Here is a 21,377-nt window from a genome sequence, read left to right on the forward strand (position 1 = left end):
AATGTCCATCATCACTTTCTCTGAAAACCATGAATCCTCTTTAGTTGCATTCGAAGAGGGTACTGAATTGGCTTCTGTTCAATCTCCACGCCAAGAGGCATTGAAATGGACTTACTCGTTGGGTCCTGTTCCGTCATCTCACGTAGTTATCGTGGGCTTGGGCTCTGGATTTCACGTTGAAGCTTTGGCCGATATGGATCAAGACATTCAAATCACGGTTGTAGATTCGCGTGATGCTTTGGTTCCAGTTTTCAGATCTCAATTTCCTGAGTTGGCAGACCGTGTAAATGTGGTTATCGCAGATAATGTTCAGGATTTGATGAAAAATGATATCTACGCATCTGTGGTTGCAGATCGCGCCTATGTTGTTTCTTTCAGAGAAGCATGGGGACAGCAAACACAATTGTTCTCTCAATTCTTCGGTCATTTGACGGGTCGTTCTGTTGAGGCGGTAAGATACCATCTTGAAGATTTGCAAATGAATATGAAGTCTTTGTATTTCCAAAACACAACTCTTCTTTCAATCAAGGATATCTTGCCTGTGGTTGAATCATCTCAAGTAGCGGAAGAAAAAAAGCAAATCTTCCGTATGTTGGGTGAACTGGTAAAATAGATGAAAATATTGGTCGTCTCGTTATTACGCTTAGGGGATATTATTCAGCAGCAGCCTTTGCTTAAGGCTCTGCGTGAAAAGCATCCTCATGCGCAGATTCACTTATTAATCAATTCGCAGTTCGCTCAGGTTGAAGGCCTGTTGGGCGCATTGGTTGATAAGTATTTCTATTTTGACCGTGAGTCTTTGCAAAAGGGCTTGGGCGAGGCGAACTATAATATGTTGTGGTCCCATCAGCAATTGAGTGACTTGGTTGCTGATTTAAACTCTGAGGGCTATCAGCAGGTATATAATTTCACACACAATAAGCTTTCGGCTTATCTGTTGGGATCTTTACAGATTCCGCAGAAGCATGGTCTTCACCATGCTGAAACAAAATTCCAAGGATTGGAAAATCCTTGGCTGCGTTATTTCAATGATCGCTTTTCAGGAAGTCAGCCTTCTTTATTCCACTATGTGGAATTGTTGGGTGGTGCTTTCGGTCTTGCTGCAAATAAATCGGCAGCGGCAATACCAGAAAAGTCAAAACTGGTTTTATTCCAGTGTCTGACAAGTGACGCAAAGAAAAACTGGGGATTGCCGGCTTTCAAGAAATTGAAAGAGACGATCGAAAGTTCTTTGGTCGATTATAAAGTTAAAATCTTAGGGGCTCCTTTCGAAAGAGAGGCACTGGCTCAGCACTTTGCCGATTCAGATTTGATTATCTGTGATCTGGCGGGGGCAAAACTAAAATTACAAGAGGCTTGTCTGCTAGTGACTGGTGATACCAGCATTAAGCATTTGGCGGGTCAAATGGGCATTCCCACTGTTGAACTTGTTTTGGGCAGCAGCGACTGGACGAAAACGGCGGCCTTTTCGGAAGCCACGCAAATTCTGCGCGCTAATACGGCATGTGCTCCGTGCACTCATTCAAGTTCGTGCACGCAGAAATCCCAAATCTGTGCGGAAAGCATCACTGTAGATCAAGTGTTTACAGCTGTTTGGGATAAACTTAGTAAAAAAACAGAAACAGCTTCTGTCTCCGTCAGAGATATCGACGGGACGGCATGGGGTTTGTATTTAGATGGTCAGACGAATCATTCGGCGATGGGATATGCAAGTACCGCACTGAAGTTTGCAGAGACATATTCCAGAGAATCACTTCGTCAGATTTTACAGATGGCTCGCGATGAGCAAACTCAGTTTGAGTCTTGGTCAAAGGCCCTTCAAGCGTCGTTTCCACGTCGCGAAGAGTTGGTGAACAAGGCGCAACTAAAAAGTCAGGATATCGGAGACTTTATCCTGATGACTCAAGAAATTATTAAAACAAAAAAAGACACGGCAGGATTTTTCCAAGCTGTCGTGGACACTCTGATGACTCGCTTTTCCAGTACGTTGCAGTTTCATGAGAAAATGCAGGGGGCTCTGGCAGAAGTTCAACAACTTTTGCAATCGCGAGGTCAGTTCATTCACTCTTTAGAGATAGTTCTCAAGGAAGGGGCCTATTATGCAGCAGGAATTGGACAATTATCTATCGATGGCTTTGAAGAAGCTAGAGCAAGCGTATCAAGAGATCGTGAAGACGCAGCCCTATAATCAAGAAGCAGAGACAATCAAACTTGTTGCTGAACTAGCAAAGGAACAAATTAAAGATGAAAATTCTTATTCTGCAACTCGCTAGATTGGGTGACATTTTCATGACTTGGCCGGCAGTGCGTGCGGTTCGCCGTATGTATCCTGATGCTGAGATCCATTTCATGACTCGCCCCCGTTTTGAGGGCGCGGTTGAAGGTTTGACGGCTATTGATAAGCATATCACTTTGCAAAGCGGTCATATTCTTTCGCCTCTTATCAATGAAAATGGCAACACTGAAGAATCTTTGAATCGCATGGAAGAGTTCGTGGAAACGGTTCGTGCTGAAGAGTACGATCAGATTATCAATCTGACGTTTTCGCCGTTCTCAAGCTATCTGACGCATTCATTGACGGTTCCTAAGACTCAAGTGTTTGGTTACACGCGTTTTAGAGATGGTTACTTCTGCGTAGCTGATGAAGTAAGTTCTTATTTCTATGCACAAGTGGGTATCAATAAACCTAATCGCGTGCATGTGGCTGATATCTTTGCCTCATTGATTGGCACTGAATATACAGAGCAAGATTGGGAAGCTCCGGTACTGCCAGATATCGATCTTGAATTGCCGCAACTTTATTTGACGATTCACGTAGGTGCGAGTGAAAAACATAAAGCTCTAACAGGCGAAGCCTGGGGCCGTATGGTGGATTACTTTGCTCGTCGTTACGAAAACATGCCGATCGTTTTGATTGGCGCTCCGAATGAAGCAGAGATTGCTGAAGAAATTATCGCACGTGCGCCGAATGCCAACATCGTAAACTTGGTTGGTAAAACTCGCATGTATCAGTTGTTCACGATCTTGAAGCGTTCAGAGCTTTTGATTGGTTGTGACAGCGCGCCTATTCATATGGCGTCTTTAACGGACACTCCGACATTGAATATCAGTGTGGGTAATGTGAACTTCTGGGAGACAGGTCCGAAAGCAACTCTAGGTTTGATTTACAGAGTTGAAGAAGGCCAAGAGATCGTTCCAGAGCGCATTGGTGAAATCGTTGCACAACTATTGGAAGGTCACGCTGATCCTGATTTGATCATGCGTACTTCGGGCCTTGTAAGCTATGCCAAGCAGGAATCTGCAGAGCAAGAGTTTGCATGGAACTTGGTTCAAGCCATGTACTTGGGTGGTGAATATCCAATTGCCGATCGTATTGATATTATTGAAGGAGCTATGAAACTTGATGAAATCAACGATTTCATGATGAGCCAGTTTGCTCTAATCCCAGAGAAGGGTGTTCAGGCCGTAACGCCTTTTATTGAAGGTGGCGAGGATGTTATTAAATCCATTAGCCGATTGGTCCCTGAGTTGCGTCCTATGATTGACTGGTATCATGCGGAGAAGATCCGTGTGGCTCCAGGCACACAAGAAGAGATTATTGCCGCAACTTTGAGTGTCCATGAGCGTTTTAAGCGCCATCTTCGTGTTTATGTTCCTCGTGAAGAGAAAGTCACGACTGTGGAGGCAAAAGATGGAACGCTTTAAGGTAACAGGCGAACAATTACGCAATTTCTATCAAACTGAAACTGTTCTATCTCGTGTTTTCGAAGATATCGAAAACGATCTGCGCGACACCAATGCGGTGGTTTGCAGATTTATCGTAAATGGAATGGAAATTAAGGAGTCTGACGAAGCACGCTTTGGCTCTGTTCCACTGACGGATGTGGAAACATTGGAGTACATGACGGAAAACAGCAATGACCTGGTTCTTGATGTTTTACGTGCGTGGATTGATTCTTTGCCAGAGCTTATGGACAAAACTGAAAGTCTTTCTAAGCGCATGCGTGCGCAAGGCTTCAGTGGTTTGCTAAAACCGATCCATGACTTGGTTACTAATTGTGAGTATTTGATCGACAGTGTGATGTCACTGAAAGTGATCGTGGGCGACCGCCATATGGTGGCGAGTCCAGTTAATTGGGCTAAAGCTGAAGATCAAAGTAAAACAACGGTGACTGAGGCATTAGCTGCTTTGGAAAATAAGGATTTTGTTCTTTTAGCGGATGTCCTAGAGTATGATCTAAACAACGTCCTGCAAATGTGGAAAGAGCACTTGCAGTACTTGGAGAAGGCACTCAATGGGGACAGCAGCGGAACAATCAAATCCGAACAAGATAGATCCAATCCTGTGGGTTGGAAACGTATCGCCAATTAGGCTGCCCCAATACTTCCCGTTCCAGAAACGGGAAGTCGAGATTATTCTGCGGGCTTCGTTTCAAGAGGCCCGTTCTCTTTTGCAGAATCAGAAATTTTCCTCGATCTTAGTCCAGGACGATGGCACCAATGAGGCCTTCGAGCTGTTGATTCAAGCTCGTCATCTGCAACCGATGGCTCCAAGATTCTATATTTCCAATGAACTGACTGAAGAAAAAGTCAGACAGGGTATCAACCAAGCCCAAGTCTTCCGCTTTATCCGTTGGCCTTTGGCTGAACGGGAAATCTGGCAGCAGCTGGAAGATGCTTTGCAAAAGCATGCGACTTATTTGTCTCGGTCACTGCTTTTGCGTGAATCCTCATCACAGAATAAAGAGCTCGAAGCATTAACTCACTCCCTGGAGGGATTGGTTGATGAACGTACACAGTACATCGAGATGTCGCACAAAGAGGAAAGCGATAAACTGAACCGCGAAAGAAACTTGGTTCGCTTGATTAAGGATCTCGCCAATCAAAATTCGTTCGAGGATGTTTTAGGAATCATTCGTAAGGAACTTCGTAAGTTCCATAAGATCGGTGACCCGATTCTGGTTTATCGCATCGATAACGCCAAGACCCACTTTATCAGCTTTCAGCTAGGCGCAATGACTCAGTCAGAATCCTCAACGCATTTCGAATTTCCTAAGAATGCACAAGTACCTGCGGCGGACTTGATCCGTCATTTGGCAAATCATTTTGGTCGTCCTTTCGCGAAAACATACGTGGTCCCTTTGGAGCTTCGTTTGACCAATCATTTGATGGGCGGCAATGGCGAAGCGATTTTGTGTATCGAAAATTCATTGAACGATAAAGAAATGCCTCCGTTCGTGGAATTCGTAAATGATCGCATGCGTCCGTTGAGTATGACCCTGGATAGGGTTTTATTGGAAAGTCAGCTTTCTGCGTTCTCGTATCGCTGGGAGAAAACCTTCGACGGGATGAGAGATCCTATCGCTATCGTCGATATGGATTACAACGTGATCCGCGCCAATAAAAAATTTGCGGATCGTTTTTCTGACAAGCGACATGTTTGCGAAGCATCCCCGGCGGCTCAGGCCTTGGCTGATGGGCAACCGCATACAGGGCAAATCCAAGTCGATAACAGAATCTATCAAGTTCACAGCTATCCGGTGGTTTTGGATCATGGTGGTAAGGCCACGAATGTTGTGAATCAATATGTGGATATCACTCAGTCTCGCGAGCTGTACTTGCGAATGTTGCAGAATGAAAAGATGGGTGCGATCGGTATGCTTGCTGGAAATATCGCCCATGAGCTGAACAATCCTCTAACGGGGCTTCGTTCCTTGAGTCAGGTCTTACTGCAAGAGGCGGATAAAAACACAAATCTGTACTCGGATCTGATTGAGATCGAAAAGGCAGCGACTCGCTCGCAGCGTATTATTAAGAATCTTTTGGACTTCTCTAAGGGAGAGGATCAACCGGCAGAGGATATTTCGGTCGACGAGATCGTGGAAAGAACCTTGCCGATGTTGAAGTCAGCTTTGCGAACTCACCGCTTGGAAGTTTCGTTGCAGAGCATAGACAAAACTGTGCACGTGGAGCCTCACCTTATTCAACAGGTTGTGTTTAATCTGGTGAACAATGCGTGTCAGGCGATGAAGGACCCAGGTCGTTTAAGAATAACTTCGCACCACTCTGGAAATCAGGTGGTTTTGGAGATTGAGGACACGGGGCCAGGAGTTCCTGAAGAAATTCAAAAACGTATTTTCGAGCCATTCTTCACGACAAAAAAAGAAGGACACGGAACCGGTCTTGGGTTAAGTATGTCTAAGTCGGTCATAGAGAAATTTGGGGGCAGTATCACGTATCAATCGGCGCAACCGCAGGGTGCCCGGTTTGTGATTACTCTGCCTTGTAAGTAAGGATTGTTTGTGAAGGTATTGATCGTTGATGATGAGACATTGGTTCGTCGTTCTTTGTCTCGCGCTTTTCGCGCTAAAGGACACGAAGTCATCGAAGCCGAAAACGGAACAGAGGGACTAGAGCAATGGCGCAAGTCGACTCCAGATTTAGTATTTCTGGATGTCTTGATGCCAGGTTTGACCGGCCCCGAGGTCCTTAAGGAAATTGGTACAGATCGTTCGGGCAAAGTGATTTTGATGTCAGCCTTTGCCGGAGAGCACAACATGGAGACAGCCCTGCAAATGGGTGCTGAAATGTTTGTACCGAAACCGTTTGAAGATATTTTTGCAATTGTGAAAATGGCCGAGGATTTGTTGTCATGAGAATTATCGCCGGAAAATATCGTGGTCATCAGTTGGTTGCATTTAAAGCAGACCATATTCGTCCAACCACAGATCGCGTAAAAGAAACTATTTTCAATAAGCTTCAGTTCCAAATGGACGGCGCTAATGTTGCCGACTTGTTTTGCGGCACAGGTAATCTGGGTATCGAAGCTCTTTCTCGCGATGCTAGCTTTTGCACATTCGTAGAGAAAAATCCGAAGTCGTTAACTATCACTCGTCAGAATTTTGAAAAACTAAAAATTCCTGCAAATTCCTACAAAGTGATTTGTATGGACGTGATTGCATTTTTAAAATCCTACGAGGGCGAGCCGTTTGATATCATTTTCGCAGACCCTCCATTCACTGAAAAAATGGCCCACTTCGTAGTTGAAGCCGCGAGTGGCAGTGCTGCGTTCGGTGCGCACACGGTGATGGCGATTGAATCTGAGCGTAAAGAGCGCATGGAAGATCGTTATGGTCAGTTGGTTCGTTATAGTAAAAATGAATACGGTGATAAGATCTTAAGTATGTTCTGTCACGAAAGTGCACTCGAGGAAGACTCCCAAGAAGAGGAAACTGATAATGAATAGAATCGCAGTTTATCCTGGCAGCTTTGATCCCATCACAATGGGCCATGTTGATATCATCAATCGCGTGTCGCCTCTTTATTCTGAAATTGTGATCTTGGTGGCTCAGTCCTCTCAGAAGCAAAGCATGTTCGATGCTCAGGAAAGAAAAGAATTGATCGAAAAATCTTTGTCGCACCTTAAAAATGTGCGCGTGGATTTTTTTGAAGGTTTGACCGTTGATTATATGAAAAAGAACAAAGCGCAAGTCATCATCCGTGGTCTGCGCGCCGTTGTTGATTTTGAATACGAGCTGACGATGGCTCAGATCAACAAAAAGATTGCTCCAGAAATCGAGACCCTGCTGATGTTCGCAAGCCCTGAGTTTTACTATATCTCATCTCGTGGTGTGAAAGAATTAGCAGTGAATGGTGGCGATCTAAAAGGATTTGTTCCTGACGTGGTTAAAGAGGCGATTATTAAGAAACTTAAAAAGTAGGACGTTTTCGCATGTTGCAACTTTCCAAGCGCGCCCAGAATTTGAAAACTTCTCCAACCTTATTCCTGGTGGCTAAAGCCAAGGAATTAGCTTCTCAGGGACACGATGTGATCTCTTTGACGGTGGGGGAGCCTGACTGGCCGACTTTTGAGGTTCCAAGCAAAGCGGGTATCGAAGCGATCGAAAAAAACATCACTAAGTACACGGCAGCCAACGGTACCGTTGAACTGCGCCAGATGATCGCAAAAAAGTATAAATTTGAAATCGACCAAGCCTACTCCACCAAAGAAATCACGGTGGCTTCAGGGGCTAAATTCATTATCTTTGCGGCACTTCAAATGCTGTGCTCGCCAGGTGACGAAGTTATCATTGGTGCGCCCTACTGGGTAAGCTATCCGATGATGGTGGAGCTGGCAGATGGTGTTCCTCGTATCATCGAGTGTGGCGAACAAGAGAACTATAAAATCACTCCGGAACTTTTAGAAAACGCAATCAATGCAAAAACCAAAGCTTTGTTGTTCTGCTCTCCAAGCAATCCAACAAGTCTGCTGTACACAGCTGACGAGTTGAAGGCATTGGCAGAGGTTTTAAGAAAGCATCCTCAGGTCGCGATCATCTCCGATGACATGTACAACCGCTTGGTCTTTGACGGCAGCAAAGTGGCTCCGCATATCTTGCAGGTTGCTCCTGATTTGAAAGATCGCACTCTGGCCGTCAACGGTGGTTCCAAAGCTTATTCTATGACGGGCTGGAGAATCGGTTGGGCCGCAGGTCCTGAAAAACTGATCACGGCGATGGCGGACTATCAAAGCCAGGCGACGGGATCTCCATCAAGTATCTCTCAGCATGCAGCCCTTAAAGCGATTGAGCAGTGCGAGCCTGATATCGAGCAAGTGGTTAAAAAGTTAGTGAGTCGCAAAGACTCCGGTCTTGCAGAGCTGCGTTCGGTGCCGGGATTCAAAGTATCTGAGCCTGATGGCGCATTTTATTTCTGGGTGGATATCAAAGCCTGCATCGGTAAAATGTACGATGGTCAGTTGATCAGAACATCGAAAGATTTCTGCGATATTTTATTGGAGAAATTCTTTGTGGCAACAGTGCCAGGTGTGGAGTGCGGAATGGACGGCTTCATGCGCTTAAGCTTTGCTGTTTCAGAAGAAACAATGAAGCGAGCTGTTGTGCGCATGAAGGATTTCGTAGGGAATCTTTCTTAGTCGATCCAGATCAGCTTTTTAGCCATGCTTTTCATCGTTTTTTCGTGAACAAGGTATGAGCCTTGTTCTTTCAAGCAGATGACACCTTTGCGATAGTCGCAAGATGTGCCCCAAGAGTTACGAACCATATAGTAGCAAGCGTTGCCGACTTTTTTGCGACCCACGATTGTGGATGCATGACCTGCACCAAAAATACCACCGACATCTGTGATTTCAGAAGCATCGTATTCCATAGAGATCAATTTACGACGGTTTAATAACCAATCGATTTGATCGTTGATGGATTCAAATGGGTGAGTTTTCTTGCCCCAAGTTTTGTAGTTCAAATCGTTACGAAGATCGATGGATTTGCTTCTGCAAGATGAATCCAAGAAATTGAATACGACGTCTTCAAGGCTCACATTACGATGAGCAAGAAGATAGTTTTTGATCGTTTGCGGAGGAACTGCGGGGAAGAATCCCTCTACCAATTGATTGAAAGAAATTTCGCATAGCCCAGTGCAACGACCTTTACGCACATCTTTCATACGGTTCATCAAATAAGCCATGCCATTGTGAACTGTTGTTTGTGATGTGATTTGAACTTTCTTAGTGCCTTCAGATGGGATGTCGCTTTCGCGGCAAACGTGACCCAACTCATTCATTTTGCGAACGGCGATACTAACGAAGCCACCTTCAGGAGTTGTTGTTTTGTTAACAACGCCACGGCCGATTTTACCCAGCATGGTTACTTCACTCGCATAGAAGGCTGACAAATGGAGAGCAGAGACCGGAGTGCCCACAGCTTGGCTTACGATATCGGCAGCCGTGTAGCCATAGCACCAACCGATGTCACCTTGGTCAGAAGGAGTTGTCATGAACGTCTTTACATCAGCAGGGAGGCTGTCACGCACATCAACTGTTGAGCAATCGTCAGCAGCGAAAGCATTAACTTGCAGTACACAGATTGCGATTACTAAGAAGCCCCAAATTCTCATGTAAAATTTCCCCTGTTTTGAAGTTCGTGACGTATCCCAAAGCTTGGAGTGTTTGTCTATTCTTAGATGGGCAAAAAATGAGGCCGACTGGAATATTTAATCTAAACTTAATGAACCATGAAATTCCTACATTTCTAGCTGGTCACTTGAAGAACGCCTCCAGCAGCGCTAAGTTTGGATTTTTAAAGGAGAATTCAATGAAAGCATTCATCATCGGCGCGGTTCTTTTGGCTTCCACAGCAGCTTCTGCGGCGACTAAGTGTGTCGCTGTAACAGATCGTATGAACCTTCAATTGGAACAAAAGGAAAACTCAGTAAGCGTGAAATATGCGATGAATGCACGTGACTACGCTAAGTACGGTGAGCAAATCATCCCGGGCGTAAAGGTCGTTTTCCAAGAAGGTATGGCTTACGAACTTGAAGGCATCACAGTGGATGGTCTTCTAGCGAATAAAAATGGTCTTACTAAATTGGTTGTTAGAGGAATCTACAGCACAGCGTTTTTCGCCGGTGGCGAGGACATGGCTTATGTTGATGCTGGCGATTTGATCGCAGCTTTGAAATGCCAGTAAATGCTTGCACTCCGACTTCGTCGCAGTAATCAAAAAAACCCTGCTTGTGAGAGCAGGGTTTTTAGTTTTTAGACTTTGTTATTTTCTTAGAACAGATTTTTGAAGAAGTTCATGACCTTCGTAAAGAAGCCAACTTCAGCTTGTGGAGCATCCACTGAGCTTGGCGAGCGAGTGGCATCACACTTATAAGTGATTTCGATTTTGCTGCCCGCTGGAACTGCTGTATCAAACACGATACTCATACCTTCCACACGGTAGCTTAAAGTCGACATCGTTGGAGTGATTTTAACAACCGGAGTTCCCACCGGAGTACATTCCAAATTTACCTTATTCAAAGAGTCTACGATCTTATCGATGAATAGATTCAACGTCGTACCGAAGTCCGCAGCACAAATGCTACCGATACCACCACCAGTTAGATTAGACAGAGCCGCGTATTGAACGCCGTAGTGAGACTTAGCTGCTCCACCAGCGTCCTGAGTCGCCATACAAGCAGAGTCGCCTGGTTTTACGATGATCGAGTTCACTGTGAAACGTTTGTTAGCACCGAAAGTTGATTTCACGTAGTCTACGAAGACTTGTGGTTTGTCGGCGTCTTCAAGAGGTTGATATTCATCTTGGTAGTATTTTTGGCTGATGTCGCCACCGATACTGCGTTCGTCTTCGTCAGAGATAATGATATAAGCAATCGCTGCATCTGAACGGTAGCAACCGCTGGCGTTAGAGTACTTGTAGTCACCATTGTAAACGTGGTGGTAAGCGGCTTTGATCGCACGCTCATCATTCGAGTTTGCCCAACCTGCACCAATATAATTGATCGTTTGAGTAAAGATCGTTGAAAGATTCGCTGTGCCTCTTTTTAGAACCAAGCCCAAGCTTGTTGAAGGAGCAGCAGAATTTGATTGCCAGTAAATAGAAGAACCCCAGATTGGAGCTTCTTTAGTGCCCAAGAAACGAGTGACCGTTACGCACATTTGCCAATCAAGATTTTTCGTCGACTGCAAAGTAGAAACGAAGCTTGAAAGTTTTGCTGCCAACTTTTGGTTGTCTGCAAGCATAGAGTTCGAGTCATCGACAATAAGGACGACATCTAGTTTATTATTCGAAGCCTCAACAGTGCTGCTGTAAGTTACATCACGAGTCGGCGTTGGCGTTGTCGTAGGTGTAGTAGTTGGCGTCGTTGTGGGAGTCGTCGTCGGCGTTGTTGTTGGCGTCGTTGTGGGAGTCGTCGTCGGCGTTGTTGTTGGCGTAGTAGTAGGTGTCGTTGTCGGCGTTGTCGTCGGTGTAGTAGTCGGAGTCGTTGTAGGACTCGGTGACGGAGACGCAGAAGTTTTCACTGAAGGTGAGTCGAATTGCACTGGGCTGCAAGCCGCTAGGCCCAACAACAGAATTGGCAAAAGAGTTGCCTTATTACGTAGAGACAAAAACATACTTCCATTTCCCCTTTGGCCCAGAATAGCACAGGAAGCGACTTCGTCTCAAAATTTACCAAGTCCAGTCTGGGTTTGAGACAAACCAGACCTTCGTCTCATTGTGGGACCGTCCAGTGAATCGTAGAATTAAATCCATGTTGCCGCTGTCAGATTATCAGGAGGCGTGGTGAGCTTTTGGTTTTTAACTCAATTGTTGGTGAACGTTATTCTTTTAGCCGGAATTATTGGTGTCTGGGTTCGTATGAACCGTCCAGCCAAAGACGATCCCCGCTTGAGCAAAGGTTTGCAGCTCTTACAAAGTAAAATTGCGGTTCTTGAGGACTTATCTGATCGTACAGAAACTCAAGTAAATCAATTAACTGCGTTGCTTGAGCAAAAAGTAAAAGATATCCAATCCAAAATTCAGGCGTCAGAAAAACAGATCGCTAAGATCGATCAAAGCATGCAGAAGTCTTTAGAAGTCGCAAAGATCTTCCAAGACCGTATCCCGCATACTGAAATTGTGGAACGCCAGAATACTATTAAATATGTCAAAGCAGCTCGCTTGGCTCACCAAGGTTTGAGCGCTGATGAAATTGCTGCACAAGTTGATCTTTCGCGTGGCGAAATTGAGTTCATCGCGAAGGTGAATAAAGACCAACTTATGTTCTGTGAAGACAGTTTGCCTGAATGGGCAAACGAAGAGGCGGAAGAGTCAGAGAGTTCATCTCAAGATTTCAGCGACGTGGATAACATCAGCTTTATGCAACCATTGCAAAGAGCAGGCTCTGATATCAGTTCTGTTTTTGAAGTTCCTAAGACTGAAAATGATGCGATGAAAAAATTGGGCGACGCTTTCAAAGCAGCTTGCCAAGAAGTCGAAGACGAAGAGATCGCTGCTGAAAAAGCACCGAGCATCTTTGATGTGACTCAAAATATCGCCCAGAATTTCTTGGGTGAAAAGCCGACACCAACAACGCCAACAGCTGTGACAAATATCAAAGCGGCTCCTGCGGCAAAACCAGCTGCGGCTGCGAAATCTGCGACGGGTCCTAATATCCGTCCCGTTGAATTCCGCCGTATTGATATGGTGAAAGACCTGGATTAATAGTGGCGACTCAAGCTTTCTTGAAATCTTTGACCAAAGGGCAGATCCTTCACTCGGTTGTTGAAGAAAAACAATCGGGCGTCGATGTCCTTTGTAACTTTCAAGGCAGTCTTTTAAGAATCGTCAATCATACCGGCCAACCTATGGAGAAAGGTCAAAGCGTTCGCCTTCAGGTGAAATGCACTGATCCTCTCGAATTCCAAATTTTTGATCCCAACTTAATTAAATTCGAACGTGTAATTTGAAATCCAAGACCTTGAGTTCGTTGCGAGCTCAATGTCTCAGGAGAAAAATGGAATTATCGTTCGGTCTCAGCCATGCAAGGGGAAGATATGCGAGCGTTCCAGAGTCTTTTGCTATTAGGCCTATTGGTGACAAGCCACTCCGCCTATTCATTTACATCTCTCAATGAAAAGTTGAACCACAATATCGTCGGTGGTGTGGAGGCCGCTCGCGGAGAATTCCCGTGGATCGTTTCTATTCAAACGAAAGAGGGCGATGCTTTCTGTGGTGGCAGTTTGATTCATAAGAAATGGGTGCTGACGGCGGCTCACTGCTTTAAGTATTCAAAACCTGAGTTGGTGATCGTAGGTTTGTATCAAATGACTGACGAGCGTGGTGCGGAAGTTCATGCTCCAGCGAGAGTCATCCCTCATCCCAAGAAACCGTATTTTTCAAATGACTATGACTTTGCCCTGATTGAGTTGGCAGAGGAATCTGCGATCGAACCTGTGGCGATCAATGAGTTGGAAATTCAAATTCCGACGGAACCAACAGCTCCTAAAATTGTGACGACAGTCGCAGGCTGGGGAACTTTGCGCTCTAACGGCGAGACTCCGGATATTTTAAATAAAGTAGATGTGCCGTTGGTTCCGCAAGTTGCGTGCAACAAAGTTTACTCTCCCTTTGGTTATGAAATTTCTGATCGTATGATTTGCGCGGGCCTTGAAGCCGGCGGCAAAGATTCCTGCCAAGGTGACAGCGGTGGTCCGATGGTTATTAAGACAACAGATAATAAAGTATTGTTAGCGGGAGTTGTGAGTTGGGGAATGGGCTGTGGTGAGCCGAATTACCCTGGTGTTTATGCGAAAGTAAACTCCGTGACTGAATGGATTAAGGCCACAGTGGCCGGAGAGGAGCCACAACCCAAACCTTAGTCGAGGCCCTAGACTTAATGATAGAAAATACCCATTTTGGAACTAGCCTTTGAGGGCGATCCAAAAAAATTGAACAATGTCTAAGCACATTTATTTTTGAAGGATTCAAAAAGAGAGGACACAGACATGAAAGTTTTGAACTACCTATTAGTAGCAGGTCTAGTATTTACGGGTGCGGTTTCTCAAGGAGCGCAAAAAGTTGGCGCTAAAATCGTTGGCGGCGAGGAAGCAGCTGCAGGCGAATTCCCATACATCGTTTCTCTACAAGGTTCTTACGGCGGTCACTTCTGCGGTGGTTCTTTGATCAAGCCTAACTGGGTTTTGACAGCAGCTCACTGTGTGAAGGGTTCTACAATCAAAGCTATCAAAATCGGTCTTTTGAGCCAAAAAGACACGACAAACGTTGAAACTTTCAAACCAGTTAAAGTTGTTGCGAACGCTGGCTACCCAGGTGGCGGCACAGATTTCGACTACGCTTTGATTCAACTTGATGGCAACTCTCAGTACACTCCAGTTGAATTGAACACGACTGAAATCGCGATCTCTGAAGACGGTCCACAAGTTATGTCTACAACTGCTGGTTGGGGCGCAACTAAAGAAGGTAGCTACGGTCTTCCAGATAAATTGCAAAAAGTTGAAGTTCCATTGGTTACTCAAGCTGCTTGTAACAAAGCTTACGCTGGTAAAATCACTGACCGCATGATCTGCGCTGGTTACACAACTGGTGGTAAAGACTCTTGCCAAGGTGATTCTGGTGGTCCATTGGTGGCTAAAGCAGATGACGGCCAAACTTACCTTATTGGTGTAGTAAGCTGGGGTAAAGGTTGCGCTCGCGCTGGTTACCCAGGCGTTTATGCTAAAGTCAATGCAGCAATTGACTGGATTAACACGACAATCGCTGAGTAATCCGAGCTTTAAACTCAATTAAATCGAAGCCCGTGGTAAAAAAGCCACGGGTTTTTTTATGCCCAATGGCGGCAGTGGGAGGGACTTGCTTTTCCCCTAAAAAAGGGACATTTGTTAAGTCCTATGCAAAACAAAGAATTCGATATTTTAGTAGTCGGTGCCGGTATTATCGGGACTTCCGTTGCTGCGGAACTTTCACGTCGTGGCGCCAAAGTTTGTGTTATTGATAAAGGCACTGTAGGTCGCGGTTGCTCTTACGGGAATGCAGGTTGGATGACTCCTTGCTTTTCGATGCCTTTGCCGATGCCAGGTATGTTCCTGAAATCCATGAAGTGGTTGGCGAATCCGAACAGCCCTCTTCACATCAAACCTTCATTGTCTTTGGATTTGGCTGCTTGGTTGTTCCACTTCATGAAAGCGATGAACGAAACTCAAGCACGTCGTGCGGTTGAGGGTTTGGTTGTTCTTTCGCAAAAATCTTTAGAAGAATACAAAAAGCTGGGCGAGAAATATCCAAAAACTCGTTTCGAGCAAAAAGGTCTTTTGATGGTTTCGCGCACTAAAGAAGGTGTTGCTGCTGCTGTTGAAGAACTTGAATACGTTAAAGGTGTTGGCGTTACTGGTAAACAAATGACGGGCGAAGAGCTAATGGCTTTCGAACCGGCGTTCCGTCCTCCAATGTTGGGTGGTGTTTACTTTGACCAGGAAGCTATGGCTGAGCCGTTCCAAGTGGTACAAGCAATGGCTGAAGAGATTCGCGCAAACGGTGGCGAGATCATCGAAAACTGCGAATTGATGGATCTTGAAGTTGCTGGCGGTAAAGTTACCAAAGTTATGACTTCTCAAGGTGAGATCAAATTCAAAGAGATCGTTGTTGCTACGGGCAGCTGGTCAAAAGATTTGGCGAAACTTCTACAACTTAGAATTCCGATTTTGGGTGGTAAGGGTTACGCGATGATCGTACCTAAATTGGAAAAACAACCGAAGTATCCAATCATGTTCATCGAAAAGAAAATCGCAATCACTCCGCGTGAAAACACGCTTCGTATTGCAGGTACTTTAGAACTTGTGGATCAAGACTTCTCGATCACTGAACGTCGTGTGAACAACATTAAAAAAGGCGCTTCAGAGTTGTTGTACCTTCCAGAGCAATTGCAAGTGGAAGAGTTGTGGGCAGGTCTTCGTCCATGTACTCCAGACGGCGTGCCTTTGATTGGTTACCACAACAAGATCTCCAACTTGATGTTGGCGGTAGGTCACCAAATGTTGGGTCTTCAATCAGGCGCTGGTACAGGCTTGTTGGTAGCGGATTTGATCGACAAAAAGAAACCATTCGTCGATTTGGAAATCTTCGCTCCAAACCGTTTCTAAGGGTAACAGTTCCCTTTTTGAAACGCGCATAGCAAAAAAAAGCCCGGTCATCCCGGGCTTTTTTATTCTTACTCGCCAATAAAAAAAGGCCGATCGTGTGACCAGCCTTTATTCATTCAATCTGTGGTTCAGATTTATTTCTTTTTGCCTTTAGCATCTACTTTTTTAGCAGCTGCTTTTTCTTCTTTAGCGGCAGCAGCGGCTTCTTTTTTAGCGTCTGCTTTTTTCATTTTACGTTGTTGGATAATACGATCCAAGATGTCGTAGGATTCTTTTTGAAGGTCGTTTTCGAATACGAAGCGGTAGAAACCTTCGATTTCAGGGCTTTGGCGGAATTTTTTTAGAGAAGTGGGCAAGCTTTCAGACTGAACGAAATCAATGGAGCTACCGTCTTTTGAGAGCTTAACTTTTTCTGCCATTTTTAAATCCCCTAGTGGTTTTAAGAACTTGTACATTAGAGCGAAGCTTTGATGCAAGCAGAAAATGGCCAGATGCCCTGTGTTTTGTTTTTGCTAAGACCGAACTAAACCATTGAATTTCTTTAATAAATACAGGAAATTGGGGCATCAAATTCTAGGGAGGTTTTCAGTGCTCATTTTAGATGGCAAAGAAGTATCAAGCAGCGTTCGTTCCTCCCTGATCCCCCGTATTGCAGACTTTAAAAACAAAACAGGCCGCGCTCCTCATTTGGCGGTGGTTATTGTCGGCGAGGATTCAGCGAGCCAAGTTTATGTTCGCAATAAAAAAACATCCTGTGAAAAGATCGGAATGACATCCACGATCCATGCCTTGCCGACTGAAACGACTCAGGCCGAGTTGACTGAAATGATTCAGACTCTGAATAACGACGGTGATGTCGATGGCATCTTGGTTCAGTTTCCTCTGCCAAAGCATTTGAGCTCCCATGAAGTTTTGCAAACTGTGTCTCCGCTGAAGGACGCAGATGGTTTGACTTACGCATCCCTCGGTTATTTCTTTGCGGGTGCTCCGATTGTGAAACCTTGTACTCCTGAGGGAGTGATGACGATTCTTAAGCACTACAAAATCAACGTTGAGGGCTTAAATGCGGTCGTTGTTGGTCGCAGTAATATCGTGGGTAAACCAATGGCCATGCTTCTGACAGAGGCTAATGCCACAGTGACTTTGTGCCACTCTAAAACCAAGAATCTTTCTGAATACACTAAGAAGGCCGATCTAGTTGTGGTTGCCGCTGGTAAAGCGCACATGCTGGGTAAGGACGATTTCAAAAAAGACGCGATTGTCATCGACGTGGGTATGCACGGCTCTGGCCAGGGTGGAAAACTGTGTGGAGACGTTAGGTTCGCGGAGCTTGATGGGTGGGCGAAAGCCGCGACACCTGTTCCAGGCGGCGTCGGCCCGATGACTATTACAACTCTCCTTGAAAACACTTGTCTCTTGGCGGAAAAAAGAGCAGGTCTCTAAGTTCTATCTCTCGAGGTTTATATGTTTACAGGATTTTTGAAAAACGTTTGGTACGTGGGTTTGCCGAGTTCGGAACTGGCGATCAATAAGGCTCTGCCTCGCAAGATCATGAATGAGCCCATCGTTTTTTATCGTGATTCTAAAGGCAAAGTATCAGCAATGCGTGATATCTGCCCTCATCGCGGAATTCCCCTAAGCTATGGCCGCGTGGTGAATGATACTTTGGAGTGTCCTTACCATGGTTGGAAATTTAACGGCCAAGGCACATGCACAGAGATTCCTTCTTTGTGTGCTGATCAGGATTTGAATCCTAATAAAATTAAAGTTCGCGCTTATCCTGTTCATGAAGCCCAAGGTTTGATTTGGATTTTCATGGGCGATAAAGATTTTGATCTTACTAAAGTTCCACAACCTCCAGTGATGAAGGGCTTTGGCGATGATAAAAAGCCAAACCTTACCTACGTGGTGAACTTCCCATGTCACGTCGATCACGCGGTGATCGGTTTGATGGACCCAGCACACGGACCTTATGTTCATAAAAGCTGGTTCTGGCGTTCTGAAAAATCCATGCTCGAAAAAAAGAAACTCTTTGGTCCAGTTGATTTCGGTTTCCAAATGATTCGTCATAAGCCGTCTTCAAACTCCAAAGCATACAAACTGTTGGGTGGGGTTCCGACGACGGAAATCACTTTCACTCTGCCATGTGTTCGTGTTGAGCACATTCAAGTGGGCGAGCGCAGTTTCTATTCCTACACGGCTTTAACTCCAGTTGATGAAAAGAACACGCGTATTACGCAGTTGGCGGTCTGGGACATTCCTTGGCTGACGATCTTGAAGCCAGCAGTGAATAAGTTCGGCAAAGTTTTCCTGGGCCAGGATATGGACGCTGTTACTAAACAGCAAGAGGGTCTTAAATACGACCCAAGTCTCATGCTGATCAAGGACGCTGACACGCAGGCCAAGTGGTACTATTCTTTAAAGACGGAGTATCACAATGCGCTTGAAGAAAAGCGCTCCTTTGTGAATCCGGTAAAACAAACTGAACTTCGCTGGAGAAGTTAATAATGCATAAATGGATTTTCAGTGCGTTTGTTTTGTTGCTTGCAACAAGTTCTGCGCATGCCTTGAGTTTGAAATACATCGGCGAGACGGCGATTGTAACCGGTGCCAAATTTGAAAAGACAACTATCGGTGGTCTGTCGGGCATCACTTTTAAAGATGGAGTTCTAAGCGCTGTCAGTGACGATAAAGGTCGCTACGGCGAGCCTCGTATTCAACAGTTTGAACTCAAAGTGACAGATAAAGCCGTTCACCTAATTCCTAAATCTTTGGTCTTTGTGAATGGTCTTAAAAAAGAAGGCTCGCGTAAAGCCTTCTTGGATTTAGAAGGTTTGGTGTTGCTGGATAATGGTGACTTCCTGATTTCTTCAGAAGGTAACAACGATCTAAAGCCTCGATCCATGCCCCGTATTTTCAGAACATCTGCGGATGGAAAATGGAAATCTGATTTTGCGATTCCAGATAAATATTTGCCAGAGCGTACCGGGCAACAAAGCAAAGGCATTCAAAATAACGGTGCCTTTGAGGGCTTGACGGCAACTTTGGATGGCAAGTTTGTCTTCACAAGTATCGAAGCTCCACTGACTCAAGACATTGATATCGAAAATGAAGCTAATGGCGACAAGATCCGTATCATGAAATTTGAAGATCGTGGTGCACAACGTGGTTACTTCACGCCGGTTTCTGAATTCGTTTATCAAATGGACCCGTTCCGCGATAACGAAATTGGTAAAGAGATCTTCCGTGGTGTCTCTGAAATTTTAGCGTTGAGTGAAACGAAAATCATCGTGATGGAGCGCGGAGCTCGTATCTACGGCAAAGGTTGGAAATCGACAGTGGGTCTGTATTTAGCAGATCTGACGAAGGCGACAGATACATTGGCGTTCACGAAGCTTGCAGATCACAAAGTGACTGTAGCTGAAAAAGTAAAACTATTAGATTTTGAAACAGATTTAACGAAAGCACGTGGCAAAAAAGACGTGCAGAATTTTGAAGCTTTGGCGTTCGGTCCGAAGTTGCCAGATGGTCGTCGTACTTTGCTGGTAATGGCGGATAATAATTTTTCTAAACACGAGCTAACCGAGCTTCTGGTTTTCGCAATTGAAGGTGAGTAAGAGATGATGACGGTGTGGAGACTTCGCACAGGTGCAGATAAACGTATTCGCAGCGGACATCCGTGGGTGTTTTCCAACGAGTTATCTGTAAGTCCCAAAGGTTTGCCTCCGGGCACGCCAGTGGAATTGCAAGATGCGAAGGGGCAGTTTCTAGCTCGTGGTTACGGCAATCCTCATTCATTGATTGCGTTCCGTGCGTTGACTTTCAATAGCCAAGATAAAGAACCAACGGGTTTTAATTTCTTGCACGACAAGATTTTGAATTCTTGGAGAGTGCGTAAAGCAGCAGGCTTCCGCGGCAGTTTCCGTCTGGCTTTCGGGGAGTCTGATTACATTCCAGGTTTGGTGCTTGATTACTATGTGATCGATCAGGCTGGGAAAAAAGCCCAAGTATTCGTAGCTCAGTTAGTGACTGCGGGTATGGATATGGCTTTGCAAAATACTGAGGCGTTCTTTCAAGGCTTGGCTGAAAAAGCTAAAGAGCAAGGCTTGTCAGAGTTCGATTGGGCTCACACAGCTGTTGTTATCCGTAACGATGTGGGTGTGCGTAAGCTTGAAGGCCTGACTTCTAACGAAGCTAAGGTCGTTAAAGATCTTCCGGATTTCAAATTGGATCATGTGGAGATTCTTTTGAATGCGGCGGCTGATTCCGGCGTGATTAAAATGAGCTGTGATTTGCGCGAAGGTCAGAAGACGGGTTTCTTCTTGGATCAAACGCACAATATCTATTTGGCGATGAATCTATTTAAAAATTGGGCAAGACAACAGAAAACCAAAACTGTTCGTGTCTTGGATTTGTGTTGTTACGTAGGTCACTGGTCCACACAAATCACTCGCGCTTTAAAAGCTGAAGGCTTTGAAGTGGAAGTTCATTTGGTGGACGTTTCCAAAACAGCTTTGGCGTTTGCTAAAGAAAATGCAGAGCGCGAAGGTGCGAAAGTCACCGTTCATGAGATGGACGTTTTGGAAGGCCTCACGAATTTGCCAACGGGCCAATACGACATTGTGATTTCTGATCCGCCAGCGTTTATCAAAGCTAAGAAAGACATTCCGACAGGTAAAGCTGCTTACGTAAAGATGAACACTCATGCTTTCCGTTTGGCGAAAAAGAATGGCTTCGTGGCCTCTTGTTCTTGCTCGGGTTTGCTTGAGGAAGAAGAATTCCGCGATGCTATTCGTAAGGCATCACTTAGAAATTACTCGGAAGTTCGCAGCGTTTTGCGTGGGGGGCATGCCGCCGACCATCCAACTTTGATGCAGTTTCCTGAGGGTTTCTATCTTAAGATGTATGTTCACTATATCGTTTAATCAGAGATGACTGA

General features: G+C 45.2%; 22 protein-coding genes. 19 read left to right on the forward strand and 3 right to left on the reverse strand.

Annotated features, from left to right (window positions below; all coding sequences use genetic code 11):
• Nucleotide 1: 1 nt before the first annotated feature.
• The 9 genes from ACLVWP_RS02540 to ACLVWP_RS02580 all read left to right on the forward strand — a co-directional run bounded on the left by ACLVWP_RS02540 (nucleotide 2) and on the right by ACLVWP_RS02580 (nucleotide 8,935).
• On the forward strand, nucleotides 2-613 hold the full coding sequence (locus tag ACLVWP_RS02540; RefSeq protein WP_413559863.1) for a hypothetical protein: 612 nt from the start codon (nucleotides 2-4) through the stop codon (nucleotides 611-613).
• Nucleotides 614-2,188, forward strand: a complete 1,575-nt coding sequence (locus ACLVWP_RS02545) for a glycosyltransferase family 9 protein (protein WP_413559864.1) — start codon at nucleotides 614-616, stop codon at nucleotides 2,186-2,188.
• Between the two features lie 56 nt (nucleotides 2,189-2,244).
• The gene (locus ACLVWP_RS02550) at nucleotides 2,245-3,705 is read left to right on the forward strand and encodes a glycosyltransferase family 9 protein (RefSeq protein ID WP_413559865.1); all 1,461 of its coding nucleotides are present in this window, start codon (nucleotides 2,245-2,247) and stop codon (nucleotides 3,703-3,705) included.
• Nucleotides 3,692-4,372 (forward strand): hypothetical protein, encoded by a 681-nt coding sequence (locus ACLVWP_RS02555; protein ID WP_413559866.1) that lies wholly within the window; start codon nucleotides 3,692-3,694, stop codon nucleotides 4,370-4,372. The genes ACLVWP_RS02550 and ACLVWP_RS02555 overlap by 14 nt, the downstream gene beginning before the upstream one ends.
• 79 nt (nucleotides 4,373-4,451) lie before the next feature.
• Nucleotides 4,452-6,293, forward strand: coding sequence for an ATP-binding protein (locus ACLVWP_RS02560; protein ID WP_413559867.1), 1,842 nt, complete (start codon nucleotides 4,452-4,454; stop codon nucleotides 6,291-6,293).
• Between the two features lie 9 nt (nucleotides 6,294-6,302).
• Entirely contained in the window at nucleotides 6,303-6,656 is a 354-nt protein-coding gene (locus tag ACLVWP_RS02565; protein WP_413559868.1) for a response regulator, read from the forward strand.
• Nucleotides 6,653-7,246, forward strand: a complete 594-nt coding sequence (gene rsmD, locus ACLVWP_RS02570; protein ID WP_413559869.1) for a 16S rRNA (guanine(966)-N(2))-methyltransferase RsmD — start codon at nucleotides 6,653-6,655, stop codon at nucleotides 7,244-7,246. The genes ACLVWP_RS02565 and rsmD overlap by 4 nt, the downstream gene beginning before the upstream one ends.
• A complete protein-coding gene (gene coaD, locus ACLVWP_RS02575) occupies nucleotides 7,239-7,721 on the forward strand; it encodes a pantetheine-phosphate adenylyltransferase (RefSeq protein WP_413559871.1) in 483 nt (160 codons plus the stop codon). The genes rsmD and coaD overlap by 8 nt, the downstream gene beginning before the upstream one ends.
• Before the next feature lie 11 nt (nucleotides 7,722-7,732).
• A complete protein-coding gene (locus ACLVWP_RS02580; protein WP_413559872.1) occupies nucleotides 7,733-8,935 on the forward strand; it encodes a pyridoxal phosphate-dependent aminotransferase in 1,203 nt (400 codons plus the stop codon).
• Here ACLVWP_RS02580 and ACLVWP_RS02585 read toward each other — a convergent pair.
• The gene (locus tag ACLVWP_RS02585; protein WP_413559874.1) at nucleotides 8,932-9,912 is read right to left on the reverse strand and encodes a hypothetical protein; all 981 of its coding nucleotides are present in this window, start codon (nucleotides 9,910-9,912) and stop codon (nucleotides 8,932-8,934) included. The two genes, ACLVWP_RS02580 and ACLVWP_RS02585, sit on opposite strands and share 4 nt — an antisense overlap.
• Nucleotides 9,913-10,109: 197 nt before the next feature.
• Here ACLVWP_RS02585 and ACLVWP_RS02590 point away from each other — a divergent pair, with 197 nt between their 5' ends.
• On the forward strand, nucleotides 10,110-10,484 hold the full coding sequence (locus ACLVWP_RS02590; protein WP_413559875.1) for a hypothetical protein: 375 nt from the start codon (nucleotides 10,110-10,112) through the stop codon (nucleotides 10,482-10,484).
• A gap of 86 nt (nucleotides 10,485-10,570) precedes the next feature.
• Here the strand turns inward: ACLVWP_RS02590 and ACLVWP_RS02595 are convergent, their stop codons facing one another.
• Nucleotides 10,571-11,914, reverse strand: coding sequence for a hypothetical protein (locus ACLVWP_RS02595; protein ID WP_413559877.1), 1,344 nt, complete (start codon nucleotides 11,912-11,914; stop codon nucleotides 10,571-10,573).
• Nucleotides 11,915-12,083: 169 nt separating this feature from the next.
• On the opposite strand from ACLVWP_RS02595, the gene ACLVWP_RS02600 reads away from it, so the two are divergent.
• From ACLVWP_RS02600 to ACLVWP_RS02620, 5 genes are all read left to right on the forward strand, one after another.
• Nucleotides 12,084-13,004: a DUF2802 domain-containing protein gene (locus ACLVWP_RS02600; protein WP_413559879.1), complete on the forward strand. Its 921-nt coding sequence runs from the start codon at nucleotides 12,084-12,086 to the stop codon at nucleotides 13,002-13,004.
• A gap of 2 nt (nucleotides 13,005-13,006) precedes the next feature.
• Nucleotides 13,007-13,249: a hypothetical protein gene (locus ACLVWP_RS02605; protein WP_413559880.1), complete on the forward strand. Its 243-nt coding sequence runs from the start codon at nucleotides 13,007-13,009 to the stop codon at nucleotides 13,247-13,249.
• A gap of 87 nt (nucleotides 13,250-13,336) precedes the next feature.
• Nucleotides 13,337-14,161: a serine protease gene (locus tag ACLVWP_RS02610; RefSeq protein WP_413559882.1), complete on the forward strand. Its 825-nt coding sequence runs from the start codon at nucleotides 13,337-13,339 to the stop codon at nucleotides 14,159-14,161.
• Nucleotides 14,162-14,287: 126 nt separating this feature from the next.
• Nucleotides 14,288-15,067 carry a S1 family serine peptidase gene (locus ACLVWP_RS02615; protein ID WP_413559883.1) on the forward strand — a complete coding sequence of 260 codons (780 nt, stop codon included), beginning with the start codon at nucleotides 14,288-14,290 and terminating at the stop codon, nucleotides 15,065-15,067.
• 123 nt (nucleotides 15,068-15,190) lie between these two features.
• Nucleotides 15,191-16,438: an NAD(P)/FAD-dependent oxidoreductase gene (locus ACLVWP_RS02620; protein WP_413559884.1), complete on the forward strand. Its 1,248-nt coding sequence runs from the start codon at nucleotides 15,191-15,193 to the stop codon at nucleotides 16,436-16,438.
• Nucleotides 16,439-16,572: 134 nt separating this feature from the next.
• Here ACLVWP_RS02620 and ACLVWP_RS02625 read toward each other — a convergent pair whose 3' ends face one another.
• Nucleotides 16,573-16,857 carry a hypothetical protein gene (locus ACLVWP_RS02625; protein ID WP_413559886.1) on the reverse strand — a complete coding sequence of 95 codons (285 nt, stop codon included), beginning with the start codon at nucleotides 16,855-16,857 and terminating at the stop codon, nucleotides 16,573-16,575.
• Between the two features lie 169 nt (nucleotides 16,858-17,026).
• Between ACLVWP_RS02625 and folD the strand changes: the two genes are divergently transcribed.
• Genes folD through ACLVWP_RS02645 form a run of 4 tightly spaced genes read left to right on the forward strand, consistent with a single transcriptional unit; the run spans nucleotide 17,027 to nucleotide 21,363 of the window.
• Nucleotides 17,027-17,881, forward strand: coding sequence for a bifunctional methylenetetrahydrofolate dehydrogenase/methenyltetrahydrofolate cyclohydrolase FolD (gene folD / locus ACLVWP_RS02630; protein WP_413559888.1), 855 nt, complete (start codon nucleotides 17,027-17,029; stop codon nucleotides 17,879-17,881).
• Between the two features lie 21 nt (nucleotides 17,882-17,902).
• A complete protein-coding gene (locus tag ACLVWP_RS02635; protein WP_413559890.1) occupies nucleotides 17,903-18,943 on the forward strand; it encodes a Rieske 2Fe-2S domain-containing protein in 1,041 nt (346 codons plus the stop codon).
• Nucleotides 18,944-18,945: 2 nt separating this feature from the next.
• Nucleotides 18,946-20,055 carry an esterase-like activity of phytase family protein gene (locus tag ACLVWP_RS02640; protein ID WP_413559892.1) on the forward strand — a complete coding sequence of 370 codons (1,110 nt, stop codon included), beginning with the start codon at nucleotides 18,946-18,948 and terminating at the stop codon, nucleotides 20,053-20,055.
• 3 nt (nucleotides 20,056-20,058) lie between these two features.
• Entirely contained in the window at nucleotides 20,059-21,363 is a 1,305-nt protein-coding gene (locus ACLVWP_RS02645; RefSeq protein ID WP_413559894.1) for a class I SAM-dependent rRNA methyltransferase, read from the forward strand.
• Nucleotides 21,364-21,377: the final 14 nt, after the last annotated feature.

The organism is Bdellovibrio sp. HCB209 (assembly GCF_047306065.1).
GTDB lineage: Bacteria > Bdellovibrionota > Bdellovibrionia > Bdellovibrionales > Bdellovibrionaceae > Bdellovibrio.